A 24702-nucleotide genomic window follows, 5' to 3' on the forward strand; every position below is an offset into this window, starting at 1 on the left:
GGAGAGAGAAGAAAGAAGAAGAAGGGAGACGGGCCGATGCAGCTCACTGCGGCGACAGGCCGGCGGCCTTGACGAGCGTCGCGTTGCTCTTGATCTCGTCCTTGATGTAGGCGTCGAACTGCTCGGGCTTGAGCGTCCAGGCGTCGGCGCCGAGCTTCAGGAAGCGTTCCTTGACCTCGGGCGAGGCGAGTGCCTTGGCCACCTCGTCGTGCAGGCGGTTGACGATGTCGCGCGGCGTCTTGGCGGGCGCCATCATGCCGATCCAGAAGTTGAATTCCGAGCCGGGCACGCCCGCTTCGGTGGTGGTCGGCACGTCGGGCAGGGCGGCGGAGCGCTTGGGCGAACCCACGGCCAGCGCGAGCAGCTGACCGTCCTTGATCTGGCCGATCACCGGCGCGATCGGCGAGAAGTAGTAGTCGACCCGGCCCGAGAGCACTTCGGTCACGGCCTCGGCCGAACCCTTGAACGGGATGTTGGTGGCGTCGATCTTCGCGGCCATCTTGAACTTCTCGGCATTCAGGTGGGTGGCGCTGCCCTGGCCTGCCGATGCGAAGTTGATGGTGCCGGGCTTGGCCTTGGCGGCCGCCACCAGCTCCTGCAGCGTCTTGATGCCCTTGGAGGGAGCGATGACCAGTGCGTTCGACAGCGACGAGATGGGCGACACCCCGGCGAAGTCGGCCACCGTGTCGAACGGCAGCTTTGCAAAGGTCGAGGGGCTGACCGTGTGCGACGACGAGTGGATCATGACCGTGTAGCCGTCGGGCGCGGCCGTGGCCACGGCCTGCTGGCCGATGGTGCCGCTGGCGCCGCCGCGGTTGTCCACCACCAGCGTCTGGCCCATGCTCTGGCCCATCTTGTCGGCGATGGCGCGCGCAATGATGTCGGTGGTGCTGCCGGCCGCGAACGGCACGATCACGCGGATCGGTTTGGTGGGATAGCCGTTTTGCGCCGACGCGAGGCCCGGCATCAGGGCGGCCATGCAGGTGAGCGTGGCCAGTGCGGTGGTGCGTGCGAGTTGCTTCATGGTTGTCTCCGTGCGGGCGGGCCGCTTGTCGTAGAAATCGATTAATTCACCAGCGGGTGAATTGTGGATTCTAGAAAGCCCGCCGCACCAGCGCAACCGCTGCGAATCCGTGAATACCCTTAAAGGCCCGCGAACGGGCGTGCGCCGCTCAGTGCAGCACGTACCCGAGCACCAGGTCGGTCATGTGCGAGAGGCGCTGCGCCATCGCCTTGGGCGCGCGCAGGTCGCGCCCGAACACCGCCGACAGCGTGTTGTTGTTCGACAGGTAGAAGTAGCAGAGCGAGGCGATCGAGATGTAGAGCTGCACCGGGTCGACGCCGGCGCGGAACAGGTTGTCGCGCTTGCCGCGCTCGAGCACCGTGTCGAGCAGTTGCACCAGCGGCGAGTTCATCTCCTGGATGCGTCCGGAGCGCTTCAGATGCGCAGCGCCATGCAGGTTCTCGCTGTTGAGCAGCGTGATGAACTCGGGATGCTCGAGGTAGTAATGCCAGGTGAACGAGACCAGCTGCCGGATGGCCTCGACGGGATCGATCTCGTCGAGGTGCAGCTTCTGCTCGGCTTCGCGGATGTCGGCGTAGGTGCGCTCGAGCACCGCGAGGAACAGGTCGTCCTTGCTGCCGAAGTAGTAGTAGATGAGGCGTTTGTTGAGCCCCGCCCGCGCGGCGATGCTGTCCATGCGCGCGCCGGCCAGCCCGCGCTGGGCGAACTCGTCGCGTGCCGACGCAAGGATGGCGAGCTGCGACCGATCGGCGTCGCGCGAGCGCGGCTCGAGCGCTTCGGGCGGGGAATCCTTGGGGGCCTTCATGGCGCGAATTTAACCATTTGGTGAATTAACGCAAGGCGACGAGAGGGGGTGCACATAATTGCCGAGACATTGACTGCAACGAGGTTCGACTTCTCATGAGTACATCACAACCCGCGGGCCACCTGATCGTCGAGTGCCTGATCGCACAGGGCATGGAGATCGCATTCGGCGTGCCGGGCGAAAGCTTCCTCGCGGTGCTCGACGGCTTCCATGCCTTCGGCGACCGCGCCCGCTTCATCGTCAACCGCCAGGAGGGCGGTGCGGCCTTCATGGCCGAGGCGCACGGCAAGCTCACCGGTCGGCCGGGCGTGTGCTTCGTGACGCGCGGCCCGGGTGCCACCAACGCCTCGATCGGCGTGCACAACGCGTTCCAGGATTCGACGCCGATGGTGCTGTTCGTCGGCGACGTGGGCAGCGACTTCCGCGACCGCGAGGCCTTCCAGGAGGTGGATTACGCGAGCTTCTTCGGCCCGAGCACCAAGGGCTTCGCCAAGCGCGTCGAGCGCATCGACGACGCCGACCGCATTCCCGAGTACGTGTCGCGTGCCTTCGCGACCGCGATGAACGGCCGCCCCGGCCCCGTCGTGCTGGTGCTGCCCGAGGACATGCTGCGCACGCACACCGCGGCACGGCCGCTGCCGCGCGTCGAGGCCGTGCAGCCGTGGAGCGACCCCGGCGCGCTGCGCAGCCTGCGCGAGCTGTTGCTGAAGTCCGAACGCCCGCTGGTGATCGCGGGCGGCGGCGGCTGGACGCCGCAGGCCGCGCAGGCGCTGCAGCGCTTTGCCGAGAACTGGCGCCTGCCCGTGGCCAACGCCTTCCGCTTTCAGGACACCTTCGACAACCACCATCCGCTCTATGCGGGCGACGTGGGCATCGCGATCAACCCCAAGCTGGCGCAGCGCGTGAAGGACAGCGACCTCGTCATTGCGATCGGTCCGCGCCTGGGCGAGATGACGACTGGCGGCTACACGCTGCTCGAAGCGCCCAAGGCGCGCCAGAAGCTGGTGCACATCCATGCCAGCGCCGAGGAGCTCAACCGCGTCTACCAGGCCGACCTGGCGATCAACGCCGGCATGAGCGCCGCCGCGCGCAGCCTCGAGGTGCTGAGCGCGCCACCGACGCTGCCCTGGGAAGCCTGGACCGCGCAGGCACATGCCGACTACGAGGCCAACCTCGTGCCGCAGGCGCTCGCGGGCATGCCCGCCGATGCGCCGCGCGGGCCCGTCGACATGGCAGAGGTCGTGGCGCTGCTGCAGAAGCACCTGCCGGCCGATGCCGCCATCACCAACGGGGCAGGCAACTTCGCGAGCTGGGTGCACCGCTACTTCCGCTACCACGGCCTGGCCAAGGGCGCGAAGACGCAGCTGGCACCCACCAGCGGCGCGATGGGCTACGGCGTGCCGGCTGCCATCGCGGCCAACCTCGCGACCGGCCGCGTGGGCTTCACGATCGCGGGCGACGGCGATTTCCTCATGAACGGGCAGGAGCTCGCGACGGCGGCGCAGCACGGCGGCAAGACGATCATCGTGCTGCTCAACAACGGCATGTTCGGCACCATCCGCATGCACCAGGAGCGCGAGTACCCCGAGCGCACGAGCGGCACCGCGCTGCGCAATCCCGACTTCTGCGGCCTCGCGCGCGCTTACGGCTACGCGGCCGAGCGCGTGACCGAGACCGCGCAGTTCGAAGCCGCGCTGCTGCGTGCGCTGGCTGCCGACACCGGCACGCTGATCGAGATTCCGCTCGACCCCGAGGTGATCAGCACGCGAGGCACGCTGGGCACGATCACGCGCGCGGCAAGGCAGCAGCAACAGGCGCAGGGCTGAAGGCGGCGAGATGCTGCGCGACCTCTGCGCGCAGGATGGGCGAGCGCAGCTCGAACACCTCGAACAGGCCCAGTGCCTCGAGCGTGGGGATCAGTGCGACGAGGTCCTCGCGTGCGGTCTGGCGCTCCGCAACGGATGCGCCGGCGTCCTCGAGCACGCGCACGTTGGCGAGGAAGGCGCCGACCGAGCCCTTGCGCACGGTCCGGCCGCCGAGCAGGGCGAAATCGTGGTCGTCGGGCAAGACATCCTGGGCTTTCATGGCAATTCCTTCGGGAAGACGGGGATAGGTGGATCGATGAGGATTCCGATGCTAGGCAGAACCCCTTCGGCGGGCTTGCGGCGCTGGGCCGATCGACATCGCGATCGGGCCATGCATCGATCCGCGCAGGGACGCGATGGCTGCTGATCCTTCCCCACCGCACCTGCACCTCTCGGTCGATGCCCACGACGCCGCGCGCGTGACCCACGCGCATGCGCATGCGCAGGGACAACTGTTCGCCTTGCGCGCCGGCCTGCTGCTGATCGAGACGCCGGCCGGCCGGTGGGTTCTGCCGCCCGGTTGGATCGGCTGGATCGCGCCGCGCTGCACGCATGCGGCGCACAGCCGTGGCGCGACGGCCGGCTGGAGCCTCTACCTCGATCCGGCACTGACCGGCGCGCTGCCGGCGCAGCCGCATGTGTTCGCATCGACGCCGCTGGTCCGCGAACTCGTGGCGCGGCTGCTTTCGCTGCCGCAGGAGCCCGACGCCGATCAGGCGCAGCGCCGGTTGCGGCTGGTGGCGGTGCTGCTCGATGAACTGGCCGCGAATGCGGGGGCTTCGCTGCACCTCCCGATGCCGCGCGACGCGCGCCTGCTCGCGATGGCCGCCGCCCTGGCCGAAGACCCGTCGCCGGACGACACGATCGCGCAATGGGCCGGGCACATCGGCATGGCGGCACGCACGCTCACGCGGCGCTTCGCGGCCGAGACCGGCTTGAGTTTCGCGCAGTGGCGCCAGCAGGCGCGGCTCTTCAAGGCGGTGCAGTTGCTGGGCGCTGGAGCGCCGGTGACCGCGGTGGCGCTCACGGTGGGCTACAGCTCGGTGAGCGCTTTCATCGAGACCTTCCGGCGGCATTTCGGCTGCACTCCTTCGCGCTTCCTTGCGCCGGCGGTGGACGCGATGCGCTGAGGCTTCGAGGAAGAAAAGCACGGACGAAAAAAAGCCGGCTTTCGCCGGCTTTCCTGAGCGACCCGGGTGCCTGCGGCACGGAGGTCGTTCGGGGTGGTGCGCTTACTTGACGTGCTTGCCGATCAGCGCGGCCAGTTCGAACATCGACACTTGCGGCTTGCCGAAGATTTCCTTCAGCTTGGCATCGGCGTTGATGTTGCGCTTGTTGGCCTTGTCCTGCAGGTTGTTCTTCTTGATGTAGTCCCACAGCTTGCTCACGACGGCGGTGCGCGGCAGCGGCGTGGAGCCGACCACGGCGGCGAGTGCCGGGCTGGGGGTCAGCGCCTTCATGAAGGCGGCGTTGGGCGTGCGCTTCTTGGCGGGAGCGGCCTTCTTGGCAGGGGCCTTCTTCGCAGGAGCAGCAGCCTTCTTGGCAGGAGCAGCAGCCTTCTTTGCAGGTGCGGCAGCCTTCTTCGCAGGAGCAGCAGCCTTCTTGGCCGGAGCCGCCTTCTTTGCAGGTGCAGCCTTTTTAGCCGGAGCTTTCTTGGCCGGAGCCTTTTTTGCAGTTGCCATGGTTGATTTCCTTTTTTGGTTGAACGTTCACCAATGAAAGACTGGCGTCTCCAGTGGCACTGCGGATGCTAAAGGAGAAAAAACGCGTTTCCAAGGGAAAAAACGCTTTTTTCATTGGGAGTTGTTGTTTTTTCAGAGGGGCGTATGCGTCTCTTCAGCTCCGGCGTGCGGGCCACGTGGCGAGCACCACGCCGACGAGTGCAAGCGCGAACGCAACCAGCTGTGCCGCAGAGAGGTTCTCCCCGAGCGCCAGCACGCCCACGAATGCCGCACTCACGGGCAGCATCACGGTGAAGACGCCGGCCTGCGCAGCGGGCACGTTGCGCAGGCCCGTCATCCAGAGCCACACCGTCCAGATGCTCGCGGCGAGCGCATAGAGCACGAGCAGCGCCCACATCTCGATGCGCACGGCCGAGAAGTCGAAGTGCCATGCGAGCCACACGCCGAACGGCATCGACAACACGAAGCCCCAGAGGTTGATCAGCGACGAGATCCGCTTCGGGCCGAGCCGGCCCGTGAGCGACTTGCCGATCACCGCGTACGCGGCCTCGCAGAGCACCGCGCAGAAGACCAGCAGGTTGCCGAGCCAAGGCATCGCGGACGGCGACGCGCCGCCGGGCGTTGCCGCGGGCGCATGCGCCGGCGTCAGCGCCAGCAGGCCGATGCCGAGTGCGGCGCAGCCGATGGCGAGTGCGATGCGCACCGTGATGCGCTCGCGCAGGAAGAGCCAGCTCGCCACCGCGACCGCAGCGGGGATCGACGCCATGATCACGCCGGCCGACACCGCGCTCGTCATGCTCACGCCGAACAGCATGCAGATCGAGAACAGGAAGTTGCCGAGGAACGACTCGAGGAACACGAGCCAGCGCGTGCGCCCGCTCATGGGAGGTTCGCCGGGCGCGCGGCGCAGCCAGTGCGGCATCGCGAGCGCCGCGATGCCGAAGCGCAGCCACGCGAGCAGCAGCACCGGGAACGCGACGGTCAGGGGCTTGGAAAGTGCCACGTAGGCGCCGACGAGCGACATGCTCAGGGCCAGGCAGCCATAGGCCGCGAGGCGGCTCGAGGTGGGGGCGGTAGCGGTCAATGGGAGCTTGTTGAACAAGGAGCCGCCGATGATGCCCCAGCCGCTCGACACCCAGGGCCGCACGGCGCGTGTTCGAGGCCGCGCCATTTTTCACACTGAAAGATTGACTCCACAATGCGGAATGGGCACCTGCTGCGCTGCAATATTTTTTCTCAATATGAGAAAGACTATTTCATATAGAGGGATACGCGTCTAAGTTGTTGATTTTGTTGATGCAAAAATATGTCTTCTATAAGACATAAGAGTGGTGCACAGGTTTAAAGTGGATGCCAAGGCCCCAGCGGCCGATGCCTTCAACAACCTCACGGAGTGACCATGCCCCAGACCCTTACCGAACAACTGAGCCGCGAACAGCAGATTGCCGCCCTCGAGAAAGACTGGGCCACCAACCCGCGCTGGAAGGGCATCAAGCGCAACTACAGCGCCGCCGACGTGGTCCGCCTGCGCGGCTCGCTGCCGATCGAGAACACGCTCGCGCGCCGCGGCGCCGAAAAGCTGTGGGACCTGATCAACGGCGGCGCCAAGAAGGGCTACGTCAACTCCTTCGGCGCCATCTCGGGCGGCCAGGCGCTGCAGCAGGCCAAGGCCGGCCTCGAAGCCGTCTACCTGTCGGGCTGGCAAGTGGCTGCCGACGGCAACACCTCGGAGACGATGTACCCCGACCAGTCGCTCTACGCTTACGACTCGGTGCCGGCCATGGTCCGCCGCATCAACAACACCTTCAAGCGCGCCGACGAAATCCAGTGGGGCCGTGGCCTGAATCCCGGCGACAAGGAGTTCATCGACTTCTTCCTGCCGATCGTGGCCGATGCGGAAGCCGGCTTCGGCGGCGTGCTCAACGCCTTCGAGCTGATGAAGAACATGATCGCCGCGGGCGCTGCGGGCGTGCACTTCGAAGACCAGCTGGCCGCCGTCAAGAAGTGCGGCCACATGGGCGGCAAGGTCCTGGTGCCGACGCACGAAGCGGTCGAGAAGCTGCAGGCCGCGCGTTTTGCCGCCGACGTGATGGGCGTGCCGACCATCGTGCTGGCCCGCACCGACGCCGAGGCCGCCAACCTGATCACCTCAGACCACGATGCCAACGACAAGCCTTTCCTCACCGGCGAGCGCACGCAAGAGGGCTTCTTCCGCGTCAGGAACGGGTCGGAGCAGGCCATCAGCCGCGGCCTGGCCTATGCCGAAGTGGCCGACCTCGTGTGGTGCGAAACCGGCACGCCGGACTTGGGTTTCGCGCGCGAGTTCGCCGATGCCATGCACGCCAAGTTCCCGGGCAAGCTGCTGAGCTACAACTGCTCGCCGTCGTTCAACTGGAAGAAGCACCTCGACGACAAGACCATCGCTTCGTTCCAGGACGAGCTTTCGGCGATGGGCTACAAGTACCAGTTCATCACGCTGGCCGGCATCCACAGCAACTGGTACAACACCTTCAAGTTCTCGCACGCCTATGCGCGCGGCGAAGGCATGAAGCACTACGTTGAAATGGTGCAGGAGCCGGAATTCGCGGCGCGCGAACTGGGCTACACCTTCGTGTCGCACCAGCAGGAAGTCGGCGCCGGCTACTTCGACGACGTCACCACCGTGGTGCAGGGCGGCGCGTCCAGCGTCAAGGCGCTGACCGGTTCGACCGAGGAAGAACAGTTCCACTGATCGGGCAGGCGGTCTCGCTCGAATGAAGCCCGGCCCGCGTGCCGGGCTTTTTTGCGTCTCTGCGGCTAGAATCGGCGCTTTCCTACGTCAACAAGGGCGAGAAAGGCAATCTGGTTATGACACCGCGAACTACGGACACCGCACTGGTTGTCCGTCTCGAAGAAGGCAGCTTCGTCGAGACGGCCCGTTAGGCCGCGCGCGCTGGTTCTTCCAGCCAACCAGACCCCAGCAAAGCGCGGCCAACCCCCGCGCTTTTTGCTTTTTCTCAGCAGGTTTTTCACATGATCCAGATCACGCTTCCCGACAACTCGCGCCGCGAGTTTCCCGGCCCGGTTTCGGTGGCCGAAGTCGCCCAGTCCATCGGCCCGGGCCTTGCCAAGATGACGGTGGCCGGCAAGGTCGACGGCCGCCTCGTCGATGCCAGCGACGTCATCGACCACGACGCCAAGCTGCAGATCATCACGCCCAAGGACGACGAGGGCCTGGAGATCATCCGCCACTCGACGGCTCACCTGGTCGGCCATGCCGTGAAGCAGCTCTATCCGACGGCCAAGATGGTGATCGGCCCGGTGATCGAGGAAGGCTTCTACTACGACATCTCGTACGAGCGCCCCTTCACGCCCGAGGACATGGCGGCCATCGAGGCGCGCATGCGCGAGCTGATCGCGCAGGACTACGACGTCGTCAAGAAGATGACGCCGCGCGCCGAGGTGATCGAGGTCTTCAAGTCGCGCGGCGAAGACTACAAGCTGCGCCTCGTCGAAGACATGCCCGACGAGCAGGCCATGGGCCTGTACTACCACCAGGAATACGTCGACATGTGCCGCGGCCCGCACGTGCCGAACACGCGCTTCCTGAAGGTCTTCAAGCTCACGAAGCTGGCCGGCGCCTACTGGCGCGGCGACGCCAAGAACGAGCAGCTGCAGCGCATTTACGGCACGGCCTGGGCCGACAAGAAGCAGCTCGACCAGTACATCCAGCGCATCGAGGAGGCCGAGAAGCGCGACCACCGCAAGCTCGGCAAGGAACTCGACCTGTTCCACATCGACGAAGTGGCGCCGGGCGTGGTGTTCTGGCACCCCAAGGGCTGGGCGATCTGGCAGCAGGTCGAGCAGTACATGCGCGCCATCTACCGCGACACGGGCTACTGGGAAGTGAAGGGCCCGCAGATCCTCGACAAGAGCCTGTGGGAGAAGACGGGCCACTGGCAGAACTACCGCGACAACATGTTCACGACGGAGTCGGAAAAGCGCGAATACGCGCTCAAGCCGATGAACTGCCCCGGCCATGTGCTGATCTTCAAGAGCGACCTGCGCAGCTACCGCGACCTGCCGCTGCGCTACGGCGAGTTCGGCCAGTGCCACCGCAACGAACCGAGCGGCGCGCTGCACGGCATCATGCGCGTGCGCGGCTTCACGCAGGACGACGGCCACATCTTCTGCACGGAAGACCAGATCCTCGAAGAGTGCGTGGCCTACACGGCGCAGCTGCAGAAGGTGTACGCCGACTTCGGCTTCACGGACATTCTCTACAAGGTCGCGACGCGGCCCGACAACCGCGTCGGCTCGGACGAACTCTGGGACAAGGCCGAGCATGCCGTCATGGAGGCGCTGCGCCGCTCGGGCGTCGACTTCATCATCTCGCCCGGCGATGGCGCCTTCTATGGCCCCAAGATCGAATACACGCTGAAGGACGCACTCGGCCGCCAATGGCAGTGCGGCACGATGCAGGTCGACTTCAACACGGCCGAGCGGCTGGGCGGCGAATACGTCACGGAATCGAGTGGCCGCGCCAACCCCGTTATGCTGCACCGCGCGATCGTCGGCAGCCTCGAACGCTTCATCGGCATGCTCATCGAGCATCACGCCGGCGCGCTGCCCGCATGGCTCGCGCCGGTGCAGGTGGCGGTGCTCAATATCAGCGAAGGGCAGGCCGATTACGCCAGCGCAGTGGCGAAAACGCTGCAGAATCAAGGGCTTAGGGTTCAGCTGGATCTGCACAACGAGAAGATTACGTATAAAATACGCAAGCATTCGTTGCAAAAGCTTCCCTATATCCTCGTCGTCGGCGACAAAGAGAAGGAAGCTGGTGCCGTCGCAGTGCGCGCCCGGGGCAATCAAGACCTCGGTGCAATGTCCCTCGAATCGTTCATGCAACGGCTCGTCCAGGATGTTGCTGACAAGCGTTGATTTGTCCGCGAGGCACCCCAAAGTGTGCTTTTCGAACCATTTTGCCGCTTGTCCGCGAGGGCTGACCCGGCGTCCGCTACAGATTTTGTAGCAATTTTTGAAGGATTCTGACCATCGCTACTGCATTTCGCGACCGCCGCCACCGCGAGGAACGCCAACACCGCCTGAACCGGGAAATCATGGCCCCGGAAGTCCGCCTTGTCGGCCCGGAAAACGAGCCAATGGGTGTCATGAGTCTCTCCGAGGCCTTGCGCCTTGCCGGTGAGGCCGATGTGGATCTGGTTGAGGTCGTCGCGGCGGCCAATCCGCCGGTCTGCCGCCTGATCGAGTACGGCAAGTTCAAGTACCACGAGCAGAAGAAGGCGGCCGAGGCGAAGTCGAAGCAGAAGGTCATCGAGGTCAAGGAAATCAAGTTCCGGCCCGGCACCGACGACGGCGACTACAACATCAAGATGCGCAACATTCGGCGCTTTCTTGAAGAGGGTGACAAGTGCAAGATCACGCTCCGCTTCCGCGGCCGCGAAATCACGCACCAGGAACTCGGTCTGGCCCTGCTGCAGCGCATTCGCGAAGAGCTGGGCGACACGATCGTCGTCGAGCAGTTTCCGAAGCTCGAGGGCCGGCAGATGATCATGATGATCGCACCGGGCCGCAAGAAGCCGGGCGCCAGCCCCAAGCCGGCTTCGTCGGAAACGCCGGCGCCCGCGTCGGCCTGAGCGAAACGCCCGCAAGGGCGTGACAGGGAAGGTTATCGAAGGGATTTCGCTGTTGCCGGCACTTCGCAAGAAGCGCAGGCAGCAGCGGGATGAAGAAGTGTCTCGGGGCCAACAAGTCCGTGGAGTATCCGCGGCGCCTCACGAGCACAAACTAAAGGAGCATTCACATGCCCAAAATGAAGACCAAGAGCAGCGCGAAAAAACGTTTCCGCGTTCGTCCCGGTGGCACCGTCAAGCGCGGTCAAGCCTTCAAGCGTCACATCCTGACCAAGAAGACCACCAAGAACAAGCGTCACCTGCGTGGTGCAACCGCAGTCCACGAGACCAACATGGTTTCGATGGCCGCGATGTTGCCCGGCATGGGCATTTGATCAACTGACGAACAAGGAGTAATCACATGCCTCGCGTCAAACGTGGTGTAACGGCTCGCGCCCGCCACAAAAAAGTTCTCGCACTCGCCAAGGGTTTCCGCGGTCGCCGCGGCAATGTCTTCCGCATCGCCAAACAGGCGGTGATGAAGGCTGGGCAATATGCCTACCGTGACCGCCGCACCAAGAAGCGCGTGTTCCGTCAACTGTGGATCGCGCGTATCAACGCCGCCTCGCGTGAACTGGGCCTGACCTACAGCCAGTTCGCCAACGGCATCCGCAAGGCCGGGATCGAGATCGACCGCAAGATGCTTGCGGACATCGCCGTGCACGACAAGGCGGCTTTTGCCGGCATCGTGGAGCAGGTCAAGGCCAAGCTGGCTGCTTGATTCTGCACAGCAGGGCGCTGCCTTCGGGCGGCTCCTGCGCCCACGGCTCAAGGGCTGGCGCTTGAAAAAGCTCCAGCTCTTTTTTATTTCCCCTCGAAATTTGTTGTTGTTGCTATGAACGAGTTGGACTCCCTGGTCGCCACCGCAGGCGCCGCCTTTGCCCAGGCCAAGACGCCCGCCGAACTCGAGAACGCCAAGGCGCAGTTCCTCGGCAAGTCGGGCCGCATCACCGAGCTGATGAAGGGCATGGCCTCGCTGAGCGTCGACGAGAAGAAGTCGCGCGGTGCCGCGATCAACGTGGCCAAGCAGGCCATCGAGTCCGCGCTGACCGAGCGCCGCCAGCAGCTGGCCGACGAAGAGCTTTCGCTGCAGCTGCGCGCCGAGGCGCTCGACGTGAGCCTGCCGGGGCGCCGCCGCACCGCCGGTGGCCTGCACCCGGTGAGCCGCACGCTCGAGCGCATCGAGGAGATCTTCTCGAGCATGGGCTTCGACGTGGCTGACGGCCCCGAAGTCGAGAGCGACTGGCACAGCTTCACCTCGCTCAACAACCCGCCGAACCATCCTGCGCGCTCGATGCAGGACACCTTCTACGTCGACCTGAACGGCGAAGACGGCATTCCGTACAACCTGCGTCCGCACACCAGCCCGATGCAGGTTCGCTATGCGCACCAGCACATCAAGAAGTACGCGGCCGAGTTCGAAGCCGCCGCGGCCGACAGCACCGGCACCGCCAAGGCGCCCGAGATCCGCGTGATCGCGCCAGGCCGCACCTACCGCGTCGACAGCGACGCCACGCACTCGCCCATGTTCCACCAGTGCGAAGGCCTGTGGCTCGGCGAGAACGTGAGCTTCAAGGACCTGAAGGTCGTCTTCACCGACTTCTGCCGTACCTTCTTCGAGCGCGACGACCTGGTGCTGCGCTTCCGCCCGAGCTTCTTCCCGTTTACCGAGCCCAGCGCCGAGATCGACATCCAGTTTGCGAGCGGCCCGCTGGCCGGGCGCTGGCTCGAGGTGGCGGGTTCGGGTCAGGTGCATCCGAACGTGGTGCGCAACATGGGGCTCGACCCCGAGCGCTACATCGGCTTTGCGTTCGGCATGGGGCCCGACCGGCTCACCATGCTGCGCTACGGCGTGAACGACCTGCGGCTCTTCTTCGACGGCGACTTGCGCTTTCTCTCGCAGTTCCAGTAAGCACCACGCTCCAGACACACACCTACCGAATACGAGATCGAAGAGATGCAATTCCCGGAATCCTGGCTGCGCGAGTTCTGCAATCCCCCGCTCGACAGCGCCGCACTGGCCGAAACGCTCACCATGGGCGGCCTCGAGGTCGAGGAGCGCCGCCCCGTGGCGCCGCCGTTCAGCCGCATCGTCGTCGGCGAGATCAAGGAAGCGGTGCAGCACCCCAACGCCGACCGGCTGCGAGTCTGCCAGGTCGACGCGGGGCAGGGCGCCTTGCTCAACATCGTCTGCGGCGCGCCCAATGCGCGCGTCGGCATCAAGGTGCCTTGCGCGCTGGTCGGCGCCGAGCTGCCGCCCGGTGAAGACGGCAAGCCCTTTCTCATCAAGCTCGGCAAGCTGCGCGGCGTTGAAAGCCAGGGCATGCTGTGCTCGGCGCGCGAGCTGCACCTGAGCGAAGACCACGGCGGCCTGCTCGAACTGGCCGTCGACGCGCCCGTGGGTGCCGACGTGCGCGAGGTGCTCAAGCTCGACGACGCGCTGCTCACGCTGAAGCTCACGCCCAACCTCGCCCACGGCCTCAGCGTGTATGGCGTGGCGCGCGAACTCGCGGCGCTCACCGGCGCACCGCTCAAGACACCGGCCATCGCACCCGTGGCAACGTCGTTCGCCGACGTGCTGCCCGTGAAGGTCGAGGCGCCCGAACTCTGCGGCCGCTTCTCGGGCCGCATCGTGCGCGGCGTGAACACCCAGGTGGCCACGCCCGCGTGGATGGTCGAGCGACTCGCGCGCTGTGGCCAGCGCAGCGTCACGCCGCTGGTCGACATCTCGAACTACGTCATGTTCGAGTACGGCCAGCCCAGCCACATCTTCGACCTCGACAAGATCCACGGCGGGCTCACCGTGCGCTGGGGCAAGGCGGGCGAGCAGCTCAAGCTGCTCAATGGCAACACCATCGGCGTCGACGACAAGGTCGGCGTGATCGCCGACGACCAGGCCGTCGAATCGCTCGCCGGCATCATGGGCGGCGACGCCACCGCCGTGTCCGACGACACGCGCAACATCTACATCGAGGCAGCCTTCTGGTGGCCCGAGGCGGTGCAGGGCCGTTCGCGCCGCTTCAATTTCTCGACCGATGCCGGCCACCGCTACGAGCGCGGCGTGGATCCGAGCCGCACGGTGGAGATCATCGAGCGCATCACCCAGCTCGTCATCGAGATCTGCGGCGGCCAGGCCGGCGCCATGGACGACAAGATTTTGCGCGTGCCCGAAGCCATGCCCGTCACGTTGCGCGTGGCGCGTGCCGCGCGCGTCATCGGCATGCCGCTCACGCAGGCGCAATGCGCCGATGCGCTGCGCCGCCTCGGCTTTGCGCTGAGCGAAGGCGAGGGCACCCTGACCGTCACGCCGCCGCCGCACCGCTTCGACCTGCTGATCGAGGAAGACCTCATCGAAGAAGTGGCGCGCCTGATCGGCTTCAACAACCTGCCGACCACCGCGCCGCTCGCGCCCATCACCGCACGCGTGCGGCCCGAGGCGCAGCGCAGCCGCTTCGCGGTACGCCGCAGCTTGGCGGCGCTCGGCTACCAGGAAACCATCAACTTCAGCTTCGTCGAGGCGCACTGGGAGCAAGACCTTGCGGGCAATGCCAATCCCGTGAAGCTGCTCAACCCCATCGCCAGCCAGATGAGCGTCATGCGCTCGTCGCTCGTCGGCTCGCTGCTGCAGGTGCTCAAGTTCAACCTGGACCGCAAGGCGCCGCGCGTGCGCGTGTTCGAAGTCGGCCGCGTCTTTCTGCGCGACGACAGCGTGCTCACCACCGACAGCACCGTGCGCGGCATTCACCAGCCCATGCGCGTGGCGGGCCTTGCCTGGGGCGACGCCGAGGCATCGCGCTGGGACGGCAAGCCGCAGCGCGTCGACTTCTACGACGCGAAGGGCGACGTCGAAGCGCTGCTCGCACCGCGGGTGCCGAGCTTCGAGCCGGCCGAGCATCCTGCGCTGCACCCGGGGCGCTCCGCACGCGTGCTGCTCGACGGCAAGGCCATCGGCGTCGTCGGCGAGCTGCATCCGCGCTGGCGCCAGAAGTGGGATCTCGCCTCGGCGCCCATCGTGTTCGAGCTCGAGCTCGATGCCGTCACCGCGCGTCCTGTGCCGGTGGCGCGGCCGGTGCCCAGGAACCAGGCGGTCGAGCGCGACATTGCCGTGGTCGTGGCCGAGGCTGTCACGCACAATGCGCTGATGCAGGCCATCCAATCGGCGGCCGCCGCGCAGGGGTTGCTGCGTGACGCCACGCTGTTCGACATCTATCGCCCACAGCCTGCGCGCGACGGCGTATCAGCAACCACATCCGGCGGCCTCGCGCAGGGAGAGAAGAGCATGGCGGTGCGCCTGAGCTTTCAGGACGACAGCGCCACGCTCACGGACGAGCAGGTCGAACCGGCCGTGCGCGCCATCGTCGAACAACTGGGCGCCCAGCTCGGCGCACGCCTCAGGGGGTGATGAAAAAAATGAACGCTGCGGAATTCACGCTCGAGGCCCTCGAGACGCCCGCGCTCACCAAGGCGCACCTGGCCGACCTGCTGTTCGAGCAGATCGGCCTCAACAAGCGCGAGTCGAAGGACATGGTCGAGGCCTTCTTCGACCTCATCGCCAACAGCCTCATCGAAGGTTCCGACGTCAAGATCTCGGGCTTCGGCAACTTCCAGATCCGCGTGAAGGCGCCGCGCCCGGGCCGCAATCCGCGCACCGGCGAAGCCATCCCGATCGGCGAGCGCCGCGTCGCGACCTTTCATGCGAGCGCCAAGCTCAAAGAGCAGATCCAGGGGAGCGCCGAGCAGCCGAGCGGCACCGCCGAGGTCGAGTGGAGCCTGGGCGCCGAATAGTGCTTGTTGCGGCGCGCGTGCGTAGAGTAATCTCTAAGGTTTGCTGCGCACGGTCTTGATTTCAATGGAGAAAACACTCCCGCCCATTCCCGTCAAACGCTACTTCACCATCGGTGAGGTCGGCGAGCTCTGCGGCGTCAAGCCGCACGTGCTTCGCTATTGGGAGCAAGAGTTCACGCAGCTGCGCCCCATGAAGCGGCGCGGCAACCGGCGCTACTACCAGCACCACGAGGTGCTCATGATCCGCCGCATCCGCGACCTGCTCTACGACCAGGGCTTCACGATCAGCGGCGCGCGCAACAAGCTGCAAGAACTCGTGCAGGGCGAGCGCGACCGCCGCAAGTCCGGCGTGGTGCCGCTCGAGGGCATGGAAGCCGTCGAGATCGATCACGAGGCCTTCGAAGCGGCCATCCACCAGGACGAAGAAGCCGAGGCCAGCGCAGTTGCTGCACCGCGTGCCGTGAACACCATCGATCCCACGCAGCTGATGCACCTTCGGCGCGAGCTTTTCGAAATTCGTGAACTGCTGTCCGTCGGACGCTGATTTCTGCCGGCTATAATCGCTGGCTTCGGTGTGTGGCGCAGCCTGGTAGCGCACTTGCATGGGGTGCAAGGGGTCGAAGGTTCGAATCCTTTCACACCGACCAACAAACGTCCAAGGGCGTCCGGTTTCATCGACCGGACGCCCTTTTTCATTGGAAACTTTATCGCCACGCCGGAGCTTGCAGCAATGGATGATCCTGCAGGGCGTCTGCGATGAAGTCGACGAACGCCCGCACTGGCCCGGGCAGATGCTTGCGGTCGCGGAAGCAGACGAAGTACTCCAAGGGCCCCGGGTCGGCAAGCGCCGGCGCCGGTTCGGCACCGGCCAGAAACAACGGCTCCAGCAGGCCGGCGGCGATCAGAGGGTTGGCAATGAAGCTGCTGAGTCGGGTCACGCCTGCACCGGCCACGACCAAGGCGGCCAGGGTGTCGATGTCGTTGCAAACCGTCGCAGTGCGGAGGGTCGGCGCAAAACGCACACCGTCGCGCAGAAACGGCCATTCCACAACGCGCCCGTCCATTGGCCTGCGAAACGTCAAGCAGGAGTGCGATGCCAGATCCTCAGGCGTGGTGGGGCGACCATGCTGATGGAGGTAGCCTGGCGCCGCGCACAGCAGGATGGGGGAAGTGGCTATGCGCCGTGCCACCAGGCCTGGGCCCAGCACATCGCGGTATCGGATGCTGGCGTCTACATCCTCTTTCACGTGGTCTACATCGCGGTCTGCCATCAGCAACTCGAGGTTTACCTGTGGATAGCGCGACAGGAAGGCCGGCATCAGCGGTGCCACTACGTGGCGACCAAAGGCCGCAGAGCATGAGAGCTTGAGCCGACCCTGCACCACATCGTGCAGCGCCGAGAGTTCGGACTTGGCGTAGGCCAGTCCATCGATCAAGGGCCTGACCTGGGCGAAGTACACCTCACCCGCAGCCGTCAGTGCCTGCGAGCGGGTCGTGCGCGTCAGCAGCCGCGTGCCGAGTTCTTTTTCGAGCCGACCCAGGTTCTGGCTGGCGGCCGCAGCGCTGATGCCCAGATGGCGTGCCGCAGCGGCGATGCTGCCGCCTTCCACCGCCCGCACAAACGTCTCGATGCCACGCAAATAAGACATGAATTCCTCTCGTCGGGATGCGGTTCGTAAGCTTAGCTTGGTAGTGAAAGTGCCTTCGGCCGCCTACCGGGAAATTGCTTCGGCGTTCAAAGTTGCGGCAGCCGAGGGCGAACCTGCCCAACACCCGTATCGACAAGGAGAACACATGTCCGACAGCAACTTTGATCCACCCGCGCCGCCGAAGAAAAACCAATGGTTGAAGCGCTACTATTTTTCTCGGGCAACATTTTCAGTTGCCTGGGTCGTTGCCGCGTTCGCGCTGGGCACGAGCAACGCTGCCATTTCTGCTGCCTTGCTTCTTGCCTATCCGCTCTGGGACGCCGGCGCCAATTTTGTCGATGCACTGCGCAGTGGAGGGATGAAGCGAAACGCAACGCAGGCTATCAATGTTGGCGTCAGCGCCCTGACGGCAGTCGCGGTCGCCATCGCGCTCGGGAAGAGCATGAATGCGGTGCTCGTCGTGTATGGGGTCTGGGCGGCTCTGGCCGGGCTCTTTCAGCTCGCGACAGCGGTGCGGCGCTGGAAAAGCCATGCGGCGCAATGGGCGATGATCCTGAGCGGAGCTCAATCGGCGCTGGCGGGCGTCATATTCCTCAAGCAGGCAAGCGGCCCCAAGCTGCCCAGCATTGCGGACATTGCTCCTTACGCGGCCTTTGGTGCCTTGTATTTTTTCGTCTCGGCCATCTCGCTGACGGTGTCGGATTTGCGCCGCCACAAAGCCTTGTCCATCCATGCTTGACATCAACATGCCAGATCTGCGCGAGACCGTTACCGCCGCCAGCCTGCCTTCGCCGTACGCGGCAGGCCGACGTCACGGTCTGCTACAATCCACTCTCGCTCACAATGCTGAGCGTTGCCTGGCCAGGCAAGCTGAATCTCACACCAGCGCGTCGAAGTCACTACGACGAGAAAAACAACAATGACTTCCGCAAAAGAATATTTGCCGTAGCGTGGACCGCGTAAGAGTTCACGACCAAATTCCGAACAAGCCCGCCTGGTCTCAGCGCGGGCTTTTTCATGTCCCACCGCCCGGGCCTTGCACAATTGTCGCTGATGCGAATCCAAGAGCTGAAACGCCGACTGCGCGATGCTGGCGCTGGCCCAAGCCACGAGCAGCGCATCTTGCGCCTGTGGTCGCATGCATTGCCCCGAGGCAGCGGCAGGCGCCTGCCGGAGACCTTCTTCCCGTCTACCTTGCTCGCCGAGCTGCCAGCGATCGAAGCCGAGCTAGCGGGGCTCGCTCGCATCCAGGCCGTTCACCCTGGTGCCGACGGCGCCGAGCGCCTGCTTGTTGCCTTGGCCGACGGGCAAACCGTCGAAAGTGTGTTGCTGCCTCGAGACGGACTTTGCGTTTCGTCACAGGTCGGCTGCGCCGTGGGATGCCAGTTCTGCATGACCGGCCGTGATGGCTTGATCCGGCAGGTTGGCAGTGCCGAGATCGTGGCCCAGGTTGCCCTTGCGCGCACGCGGCGCCCCGTGCGCAAGGTCGTCTTCATGGGCATGGGCGAGCCCGCGCACAACCTCGACAACGTGCTCGAGGCCATTGAGCTGCTCGGCACCATCGGCAACATAGGCCATAAGAACCTCGTGTTCTCCACGGTCGGCGATCCACGCGTGTTCGAGCGGCTGCCGCGTGAACGCGTGAAGCCTGCGCTTGCCTTGTCGCTGCACACCACCAAGGCCGAACTGCGCAAGCGCCTCTTGCCGCGTGCGCCCGCCATGACGCCCGACGAGCTGGTCGACGCAGGCGAGCGCTACGCCCGCAGCACTGGGTACCCCATTCAGTACCAGTGGACGCTGCTCGAAGGCGTCAACGACGGCGAGGACGAGATCGACGGCATCGTCGCGTTGCTTTCGGGCAAGTACGGCGTGCTCAACATCATTCCGTTCAACGCGGTCGATGGCGTGGCTTTCGCACGCCCCGCTTGGGTGCGCTGCAAGCAGATCGCCCACACGTTGCACCAGCGCGGCATTCTCACCAAGCTGCGCGATTCGGCAGGGCAGGACGTAGAGGGCGGTTGCGGTCAGTTGAGAGCGCGGGCGGCACAGCACGTGATCGAGCGCCAACGTGCATACATCCAGCCGCTGTCATATTTCCGAAGTGTTGGGTAGCAAAAGGTAATAGTCGTCAATTAGTTGGCATTCGAGTCGCCCTGGCAACGGTCTCAATCCCAAACGTTTTGCAACGAAAGATAAAATCCGAGCGAGAACGAGGCATTCAGCGACAGCGGGTCCTCTGTGAGCATGTCGCTCAAAAAGAAACAAAACGTAGAGGTCTGTCTTGATTCGAGAAGTAAACGCGGCTGCAGCGGCCGTCGCTGGGTTGTTGGTGCTGGCCGTGCTGCAAGGCTGTGCCGTGGTTCCGGGTATGGGCACTGCAGAGCCCTACCAGGTTGCCGAAGACCTCCCACCCAAGTTTCAGTACCTCCCCGATGCGGCGCCCGAAGACCGCATCACCCCCATCACCCCCGCGCTGGTGCGCACCTTCGCCAAGACCGCGCCCACGGCCTTGCCGCCCGAAGTGAGCGCGCTGTTCGGCAAGCCGCAGCGCTACACCATCGGCCCGGGCGACGTCGTCGGCGTCATCGTGTATGACCACCCCGAGCTGCTGCCCAACGCGGGCGCCGTGATCTCGCAGCAGGCCGACCCCACGGGCGTGAGCGTGGCGCCCGGCTTCATCGTCGATTCGTCAGGCGAGATCGCGTTTCCGTATGTCGGCCGCGTTCGCGTGGCCGGGCTCACCGAAGCCGAGGCTGGCGAGCTGATCTCCAAGCTCATCGTCACCCAGGTGCGCGAGCCCGAAGTGACCGTGCGCATCCAGTCGTTCAGAAGCCGCCGCGTGTATGTGGAAGGCGAAGTTCGCTCGCCTGGTTCGCAGATCGTCACCGACCTGCCGATGACGCTGAGCGAGGCCATCAACCGTGCGGGCGGCATCACCGCCAACGGCAACCGCGCCGCGGTGACCCTGGTGCGCGACGGCAACTCGATCGACATCGACCTCACGCGCCTGCGCGAAGCCGGCCGCGACGGCAACGACATTCCGCTGAAGAACGGTGACACCGTCCGCATCGCCAACCGCGAAGACGCCAAGGTGTACGTGATGGGCGAAATCCTGCGTCCCTCGGCGCTGACGATGCGCAGCAACGGCCGCCTCAACCTGAATGAAGCACTGGGCGAAGCGGGCGGGCCGATCCTGACCACGTCCAACCCTGGCCAGATCTTCGTCATTCGCCAGGGCGCCACCGGGCTGCCCGCGATCTTTCACCTCGACGCCAAGAACCCGGCGGCCCTGGTGCTGGCCAGGCAGTTCAGGCTCGAACCGCAAGACGTGGTGTATGTCGACCCGGTTCCGCTCGTGAGGTGGAACCGCGTGATCAGCTTGATCTTGCCTGCTGCGCAGGTGGTGAATTTGGGCGGAGAGACGGCGGACCGATTCCGCTGATCCTGGTGACCTCGGCTGCATTGGGCTATTCGCGAATGCAGCCGGCTTTTCTTTTCTGCCGCTCGTCGGGGTCATTGCCTCGGCGCAGCGTCTCCCAATTCGTGCGCTTATGAAGATCCTCCTCGTGTTCGGAACCCGGCCAGAGGCCATCAAAATGGCGCCTCTCGTCAAGCATTTGCAGACCTTGCCGGCCTTTGAAACCCGGGTTTGTGTGACTGCCCAGCATCGCGAAATGCTGGACCAGGTGCTTAATCTCTTCGAGATCACACCGGATTTCGATCTCAATCTTATGAAGCCGGGCCAGGATCTGACCGACATCACGGCAGGAGTGCTGCAGGGATTGAAGGAGACTTTGAGTAAGTGGCGACCCGACGCTGTGCTCGTTCACGGCGACACCTCCACCACGCTGGCTGCCACGCTTGCTGCCTTCTATCAACGCATTCCAGTGGGTCACGTCGAAGCTGGGCTTCGCACTGGCAATCTCTACTCGCCGTGGCCTGAAGAGGCCAATCGAAAGCTGACAAGTGTTCTGGCGCATTGGCACTTTGCCCCGACCAGTGCTTCTCGTGACAACCTCCTGGCAGAGGGGGTGGCGCCGCATACGGTGCATGTGACTGGAAATACCGTGATCGACGCACTGCTGCAGGTGCGAGATCGGATAAAGAGCGACCCGGTTCTGCAGCAAAGCTTTGCGGACCAATTTCGCTTCATCGATCCGGCCAAGCGTCTTGTTCTCGTGACCGGGCATCGTCGAGAGAACTTCGGCGGGGGGTTCGAGCGCATCTGCGAGGCGCTCGCACGCATTGCAACCAATCACGCCGATGTACAGGTGGTGTACCCGGTGCACCTCAACCCCCAAGTGCAGGAACCGGTGCGGCGCTTACTGGGCAACATCGGCAATGTGCATCTGATTCAGCCGCTCGATTACCTGCCGTTCGTCTACCTGATGGACCGTAGCGCCTTGATCTTGACGGATTCGGGCGGCATCCAGGAGGAAGCACCTTCGCTCGGAAAGCCGGTGCTGGTGATGCGAGATACCACGGAGCGTCCAGAGGCCGTGGCTGCCGGCACCGTGAAACTGGTGGGCACCGATGCGCACAGGATTGTGGCCCAAACCCACGCGCTGCTGACCGACGCTGAGGCGTATCAAGCGATGGCCCATGCGCACAACCCCTACGGCGATGGACACGCATGCCAGCGCATCGGCGAGGTATTGCTGCAAGCCAAGACCAACCTGTCCCTTCCTCAAACTGCGATCGCATGACTTTCAAGACCATTTCCGTTATTGGCCTCGGGTATATCGGCCTTCCAACTGCCGCCGTTCTTGCATCGCGCAAGGTCAAGGTCATTGGTGTGGACGTCAATCAAAAGGCTGTAGACACCATCAACAGTGGGCAGATCCACATCGTCGAGCCGGATCTCGACATCGTGGTGCATGCGGCAGTCACCGAGGGGTACTTGCGCGCGACCACCCGCGCGGAGCCGGCGGATGCTTTCCTCATTGCCGTTCCGACCCCCTTCAAAAGCGGTCCGACTGGTGATCATGAGCCTGACTTGAGCTATATCGAAGCGGCAAGTCTCTCGATTGCACCGGTGCTCAAGAAGGGTGACCTCGTCATTCTGGAGTCCACCTCACCGGTGGGGGCGACCGAGCAAATGGCTGGTTGGCTTGCGCGAGCAAGACCGGATCTTACCTTTCCGCAGAGCCACGGGGATGCTTCGGATATCAGAGTCGCCTATTGCCCTGAACGGGTATTACCAGGACATGTTTTGCGCGAGCTTGTGCAGAACGATCGGGTGATCGGCGGGATGACAACGAAATGCGCAGAAGCCGCAATTTCTCTTTACAAGATTTTTTTGTTGGGCGAATGCGTGGAGACAAACGCGCGAACTGCAGAAATGTGCAAACTGACGGAAAATAGTTTCCGCGATGTTAATATTGCGTTCGCAAATGAATTGTCGATAATCTGCGACGAGCAAGAAATTAATGTGTGGGAGTTAATACGACTGGCAAATCGCCATCCCAGGGTAAATATCCTTCAGCCTGGACCGGGCGTGGGCGGTCACTGCATTGCGGTGGATCCATGGTTTATCGTCAGTGCCGCGCCAAACTCAGCACGACTAATTCGCGAGGCGCGCAACGTTAATGACAGAAAACCTGTGTGGGTGGTCAAAAAGGTGGAGCACGCCGTTGCGGAACTGCTTAAAAGAGAGCGCAAGAGCTTAGATCAGCTTAGGATTGCCTGTCTCGGTTTGGCCTTCAAGCCTGATATCGATGACCTGCGAGAAAGCCCTAGCGTCGAAATTGTAAAAGTCCTATATGAGAAATATGGGTCCTCTTTGATCGCTGTGGAGCCTAATATTGAGGAGCTGCCGGGTAGTTTGATGAGCATGCCGGAAATAACGCAATTTGAGGAAGCAGTCTTGCAAGCTGATGTTTTGGTGATCCTGGTCAAGCACAGACTGTTTGTAGAGAAGCTCCCTCAAATTTGCAGAGGTAAGGTAGTGATTGACGCCTGCGGAGCCTTGGATTAATAGATGTTCAAGCACTTCTGTTCTCGAGCTTTCTTGAGCTGCTGGCGAATGTTTCTTCTTGCCAACCAATATGCTTGGTAACTCTTCCCGCTATTTTTTCCTCGCGATTGCGTCGGCGGGATTGCTGCCGTTCGTTCCTCGTCTAGACGATCCTGCTGTCTATCTGTTCGGATTCTTTTTCCTTCTAGTCGTCGCTTTTGCGCTGGTCAGGTTTGCTAGAGTTCCCACAATGGACAAGTACGGGTTTTATACGCTGCTGTTCATTGTCTATCTTACGTTCAACTCAATTATTGCGATAATGAACGGCGTGGAGCTTGCGGATTGGTTTCGTGGTATTGTCCCATTCTTGTTTTTTGCCACCTACATCATCGCCGCAAAGATATATTCTCAAAGCCTAGATAGGCTGCACTATGCAATTTGGGTTGCTTGCCTGTTATGGGCTGGACGTCTCCTAATAAGTGTAGGAGTCTCTTTCCTCGAGGTCCTGCGAGGAGGTCTTGGTCGTCTTTCGTACGTCGCAACAGAGGCATTGATTCCTCTAGGGATGATTGGATTTATAGTCAGCCTTTCGCATCCCTCCCTCAACAAAAGCCGTCGCTACGTATTCGCCGGGAGCTTCTTTTTGTTGGTTGCGATGATTGGCTATCGTAGTCAGATCGCATTGTGCATCGCAGTATTTATTGCTTGGGTGTCCATCTATGGATCCCTAAAACGCATCCTCGTCACACTCATTATTGCACTTCCTGCTGGTGCTTTTGTGTTGATTGATTCGAATTTGCCTCTTATCGATGCTGTGATGGGGCGATTCGAAACAATCTCAGAAGAAAAAACTGGAGTGAGAAGCAGTGAGTTGCAATACGCACTCGAGAAATTTCAAGAATCTCCGCTAGTTGGTAAGGGGTTGTCTTACCCAATTCCAGTGGAACTTACGCGGCAAGGCAGTATTCTTGAAGGATTTGAAGTCGATCAGGTTCGATACATGCACAACATTGTTGGTTATTTCCTGATGGACACTGGATTGTTGGGATTCATTTTCATCCTGGTGCTCTTTGGATTCGTGGCAAAGAAGATTAAAAGCTCATGGCGGCATTTCGTCAATTATCCGCCGATGTTAGGAATTGTTTTTGCTTGGTTGGCTATCTCTGTGTTTTTTCTTGTTTCCGCTTCATTTCGTCAAATTCAAACAGTCGCTCTATATTCATTGATGAGTTATATGATCATCAAAAGATCTAAGGAGGCGTAG

Annotated in this window: 23 protein-coding genes and 1 tRNA gene; 18 read left to right on the plus strand and 6 right to left on the minus strand. The window is 63.2% G+C overall.

All coding sequences use genetic code 11. The annotated features are described in order from the left end of the window. Positions 1-43: 43 nt before the first annotated feature. Positions 44-1024 (minus strand): tripartite tricarboxylate transporter substrate binding protein, encoded by a 981-nt coding sequence (locus tag AC3A6G_RS23055; RefSeq protein WP_487860027.1) that lies wholly within the window; start codon positions 1022-1024, stop codon positions 44-46. 148 nt (positions 1025-1172) lie between these two features. After that, positions 1173-1829 carry a TetR/AcrR family transcriptional regulator gene (locus AC3A6G_RS23060; RefSeq protein ID WP_487874662.1) on the minus strand — a complete coding sequence of 219 codons (657 nt, stop codon included), beginning with the start codon at positions 1827-1829 and terminating at the stop codon, positions 1173-1175. 95 nt (positions 1830-1924) lie between these two features. Here AC3A6G_RS23060 and AC3A6G_RS23065 point away from each other — a divergent pair, with 95 nt between their 5' ends. Further along, positions 1925-3655 carry a thiamine pyrophosphate-binding protein gene (locus tag AC3A6G_RS23065; RefSeq protein ID WP_487860029.1) on the plus strand — a complete coding sequence of 577 codons (1731 nt, stop codon included), beginning with the start codon at positions 1925-1927 and terminating at the stop codon, positions 3653-3655. Here the strand turns inward: AC3A6G_RS23065 and AC3A6G_RS23070 are convergent. Beyond that, entirely contained in the window at positions 3615-3914 is a 300-nt protein-coding gene (locus AC3A6G_RS23070) for a hypothetical protein (protein WP_487874663.1), read from the minus strand. The two genes, AC3A6G_RS23065 and AC3A6G_RS23070, sit on opposite strands and share 41 nt — an antisense overlap. Before the next feature lie 136 nt (positions 3915-4050). Here AC3A6G_RS23070 and AC3A6G_RS23075 point away from each other — a divergent pair, with 136 nt between their 5' ends. Beyond that, positions 4051-4824, plus strand: coding sequence for an AraC family transcriptional regulator (locus tag AC3A6G_RS23075; RefSeq protein ID WP_487860031.1), 774 nt, complete (start codon positions 4051-4053; stop codon positions 4822-4824). A 102-nt stretch (positions 4825-4926) separates the two neighbouring features. On the opposite strand, the gene AC3A6G_RS23080 is transcribed toward AC3A6G_RS23075, so the two are convergent. Together AC3A6G_RS23080 and AC3A6G_RS23085 are read right to left on the minus strand one after the other, a co-directional pair. Further along, positions 4927-5376, minus strand: a complete 450-nt coding sequence (locus tag AC3A6G_RS23080; protein ID WP_487860032.1) for an SWIB/MDM2 domain-containing protein — start codon at positions 5374-5376, stop codon at positions 4927-4929. 154 nt (positions 5377-5530) lie between these two features. After that, positions 5531-6400: a DMT family transporter gene (locus tag AC3A6G_RS23085; RefSeq protein ID WP_487863893.1), complete on the minus strand. Its 870-nt coding sequence runs from the start codon at positions 6398-6400 to the stop codon at positions 5531-5533. Positions 6401-6775: 375 nt separating this feature from the next. On the opposite strand from AC3A6G_RS23085, the gene aceA reads away from it, so the two are divergent. The 10 genes from aceA (at position 6776) to AC3A6G_RS23135 (ending at position 16480) form a co-directional block, all read left to right on the plus strand. Next, the gene (gene aceA / locus AC3A6G_RS23090; RefSeq protein ID WP_487860033.1) at positions 6776-8107 is read left to right on the plus strand and encodes an isocitrate lyase; all 1332 of its coding nucleotides are present in this window, start codon (positions 6776-6778) and stop codon (positions 8105-8107) included. A gap of 281 nt (positions 8108-8388) precedes the next feature. After that, complete coding sequence (gene thrS, locus AC3A6G_RS23095) at positions 8389-10296, plus strand: threonine--tRNA ligase (protein ID WP_487874664.1); 1908 nt, start codon at positions 8389-8391, stop codon at positions 10294-10296. 104 nt (positions 10297-10400) lie between these two features. Continuing rightward, a complete protein-coding gene (gene infC / locus AC3A6G_RS23100) occupies positions 10401-11012 on the plus strand; it encodes a translation initiation factor IF-3 (RefSeq protein ID WP_487860060.1) in 612 nt (203 codons plus the stop codon). A gap of 167 nt (positions 11013-11179) precedes the next feature. Further along, positions 11180-11383 (plus strand): 50S ribosomal protein L35, encoded by a 204-nt coding sequence (gene rpmI / locus AC3A6G_RS23105; RefSeq protein WP_158720412.1) that lies wholly within the window; start codon positions 11180-11182, stop codon positions 11381-11383. Positions 11384-11409: 26 nt separating this feature from the next. Then, complete coding sequence (gene rplT, locus AC3A6G_RS23110) at positions 11410-11769, plus strand: 50S ribosomal protein L20 (RefSeq protein WP_012747009.1); 360 nt, start codon at positions 11410-11412, stop codon at positions 11767-11769. Between the two features lie 114 nt (positions 11770-11883). Next, on the plus strand, positions 11884-12960 hold the full coding sequence (pheS, locus tag AC3A6G_RS23115; RefSeq protein ID WP_487874665.1) for a phenylalanine--tRNA ligase subunit alpha: 1077 nt from the start codon (positions 11884-11886) through the stop codon (positions 12958-12960). 45 nt (positions 12961-13005) lie between these two features. After that, positions 13006-15450 (plus strand): phenylalanine--tRNA ligase subunit beta, encoded by a 2445-nt coding sequence (pheT, locus tag AC3A6G_RS23120; protein ID WP_487874666.1) that lies wholly within the window; start codon positions 13006-13008, stop codon positions 15448-15450. Between the two features lie 8 nt (positions 15451-15458). Continuing rightward, positions 15459-15833, plus strand: coding sequence for an integration host factor subunit alpha (locus AC3A6G_RS23125; protein ID WP_487860037.1), 375 nt, complete (start codon positions 15459-15461; stop codon positions 15831-15833). 64 nt (positions 15834-15897) lie between these two features. Beyond that, on the plus strand, positions 15898-16377 hold the full coding sequence (locus tag AC3A6G_RS23130; protein ID WP_487874667.1) for a MerR family transcriptional regulator: 480 nt from the start codon (positions 15898-15900) through the stop codon (positions 16375-16377). A gap of 26 nt (positions 16378-16403) precedes the next feature. Then, positions 16404-16480: transfer RNA gene (locus AC3A6G_RS23135), tRNA-Pro, on the plus strand. A gap of 57 nt (positions 16481-16537) precedes the next feature. On the opposite strand, the gene AC3A6G_RS23140 is transcribed toward AC3A6G_RS23135, so the two are convergent. Further along, positions 16538-17482, minus strand: coding sequence for a LysR family transcriptional regulator (locus tag AC3A6G_RS23140; RefSeq protein WP_487874668.1), 945 nt, complete (start codon positions 17480-17482; stop codon positions 16538-16540). A 145-nt stretch (positions 17483-17627) separates the two neighbouring features. On the opposite strand from AC3A6G_RS23140, the gene AC3A6G_RS23145 reads away from it, so the two are divergent. From AC3A6G_RS23145 to AC3A6G_RS23170, 6 genes are all read left to right on the plus strand, one after another. Then, a complete protein-coding gene (locus AC3A6G_RS23145; RefSeq protein ID WP_487874669.1) occupies positions 17628-18221 on the plus strand; it encodes a DUF308 domain-containing protein in 594 nt (197 codons plus the stop codon). Between the two features lie 314 nt (positions 18222-18535). After that, a complete protein-coding gene (locus AC3A6G_RS23150; RefSeq protein WP_487874728.1) occupies positions 18536-19594 on the plus strand; it encodes an RNA methyltransferase in 1059 nt (352 codons plus the stop codon). A gap of 169 nt (positions 19595-19763) precedes the next feature. Next, on the plus strand, positions 19764-20924 hold the full coding sequence (locus tag AC3A6G_RS23155) for a polysaccharide biosynthesis/export family protein (RefSeq protein ID WP_487874670.1): 1161 nt from the start codon (positions 19764-19766) through the stop codon (positions 20922-20924). A gap of 109 nt (positions 20925-21033) precedes the next feature. Next, on the plus strand, positions 21034-22188 hold the full coding sequence (gene wecB / locus AC3A6G_RS23160; protein ID WP_487874671.1) for a non-hydrolyzing UDP-N-acetylglucosamine 2-epimerase: 1155 nt from the start codon (positions 21034-21036) through the stop codon (positions 22186-22188). After that, a complete protein-coding gene (wecC, locus tag AC3A6G_RS23165; RefSeq protein ID WP_487874672.1) occupies positions 22185-23459 on the plus strand; it encodes a UDP-N-acetyl-D-mannosamine dehydrogenase in 1275 nt (424 codons plus the stop codon). Before wecB ends, wecC begins: the two co-directional genes overlap by 4 nt. Positions 23460-23517: 58 nt before the next feature. Next, positions 23518-24702: an O-antigen ligase family protein gene (locus AC3A6G_RS23170; protein WP_487874673.1), complete on the plus strand. Its 1185-nt coding sequence runs from the start codon at positions 23518-23520 to the stop codon at positions 24700-24702.

Source organism: Variovorax sp. Soil_C_26, assembly GCF_057657075.1.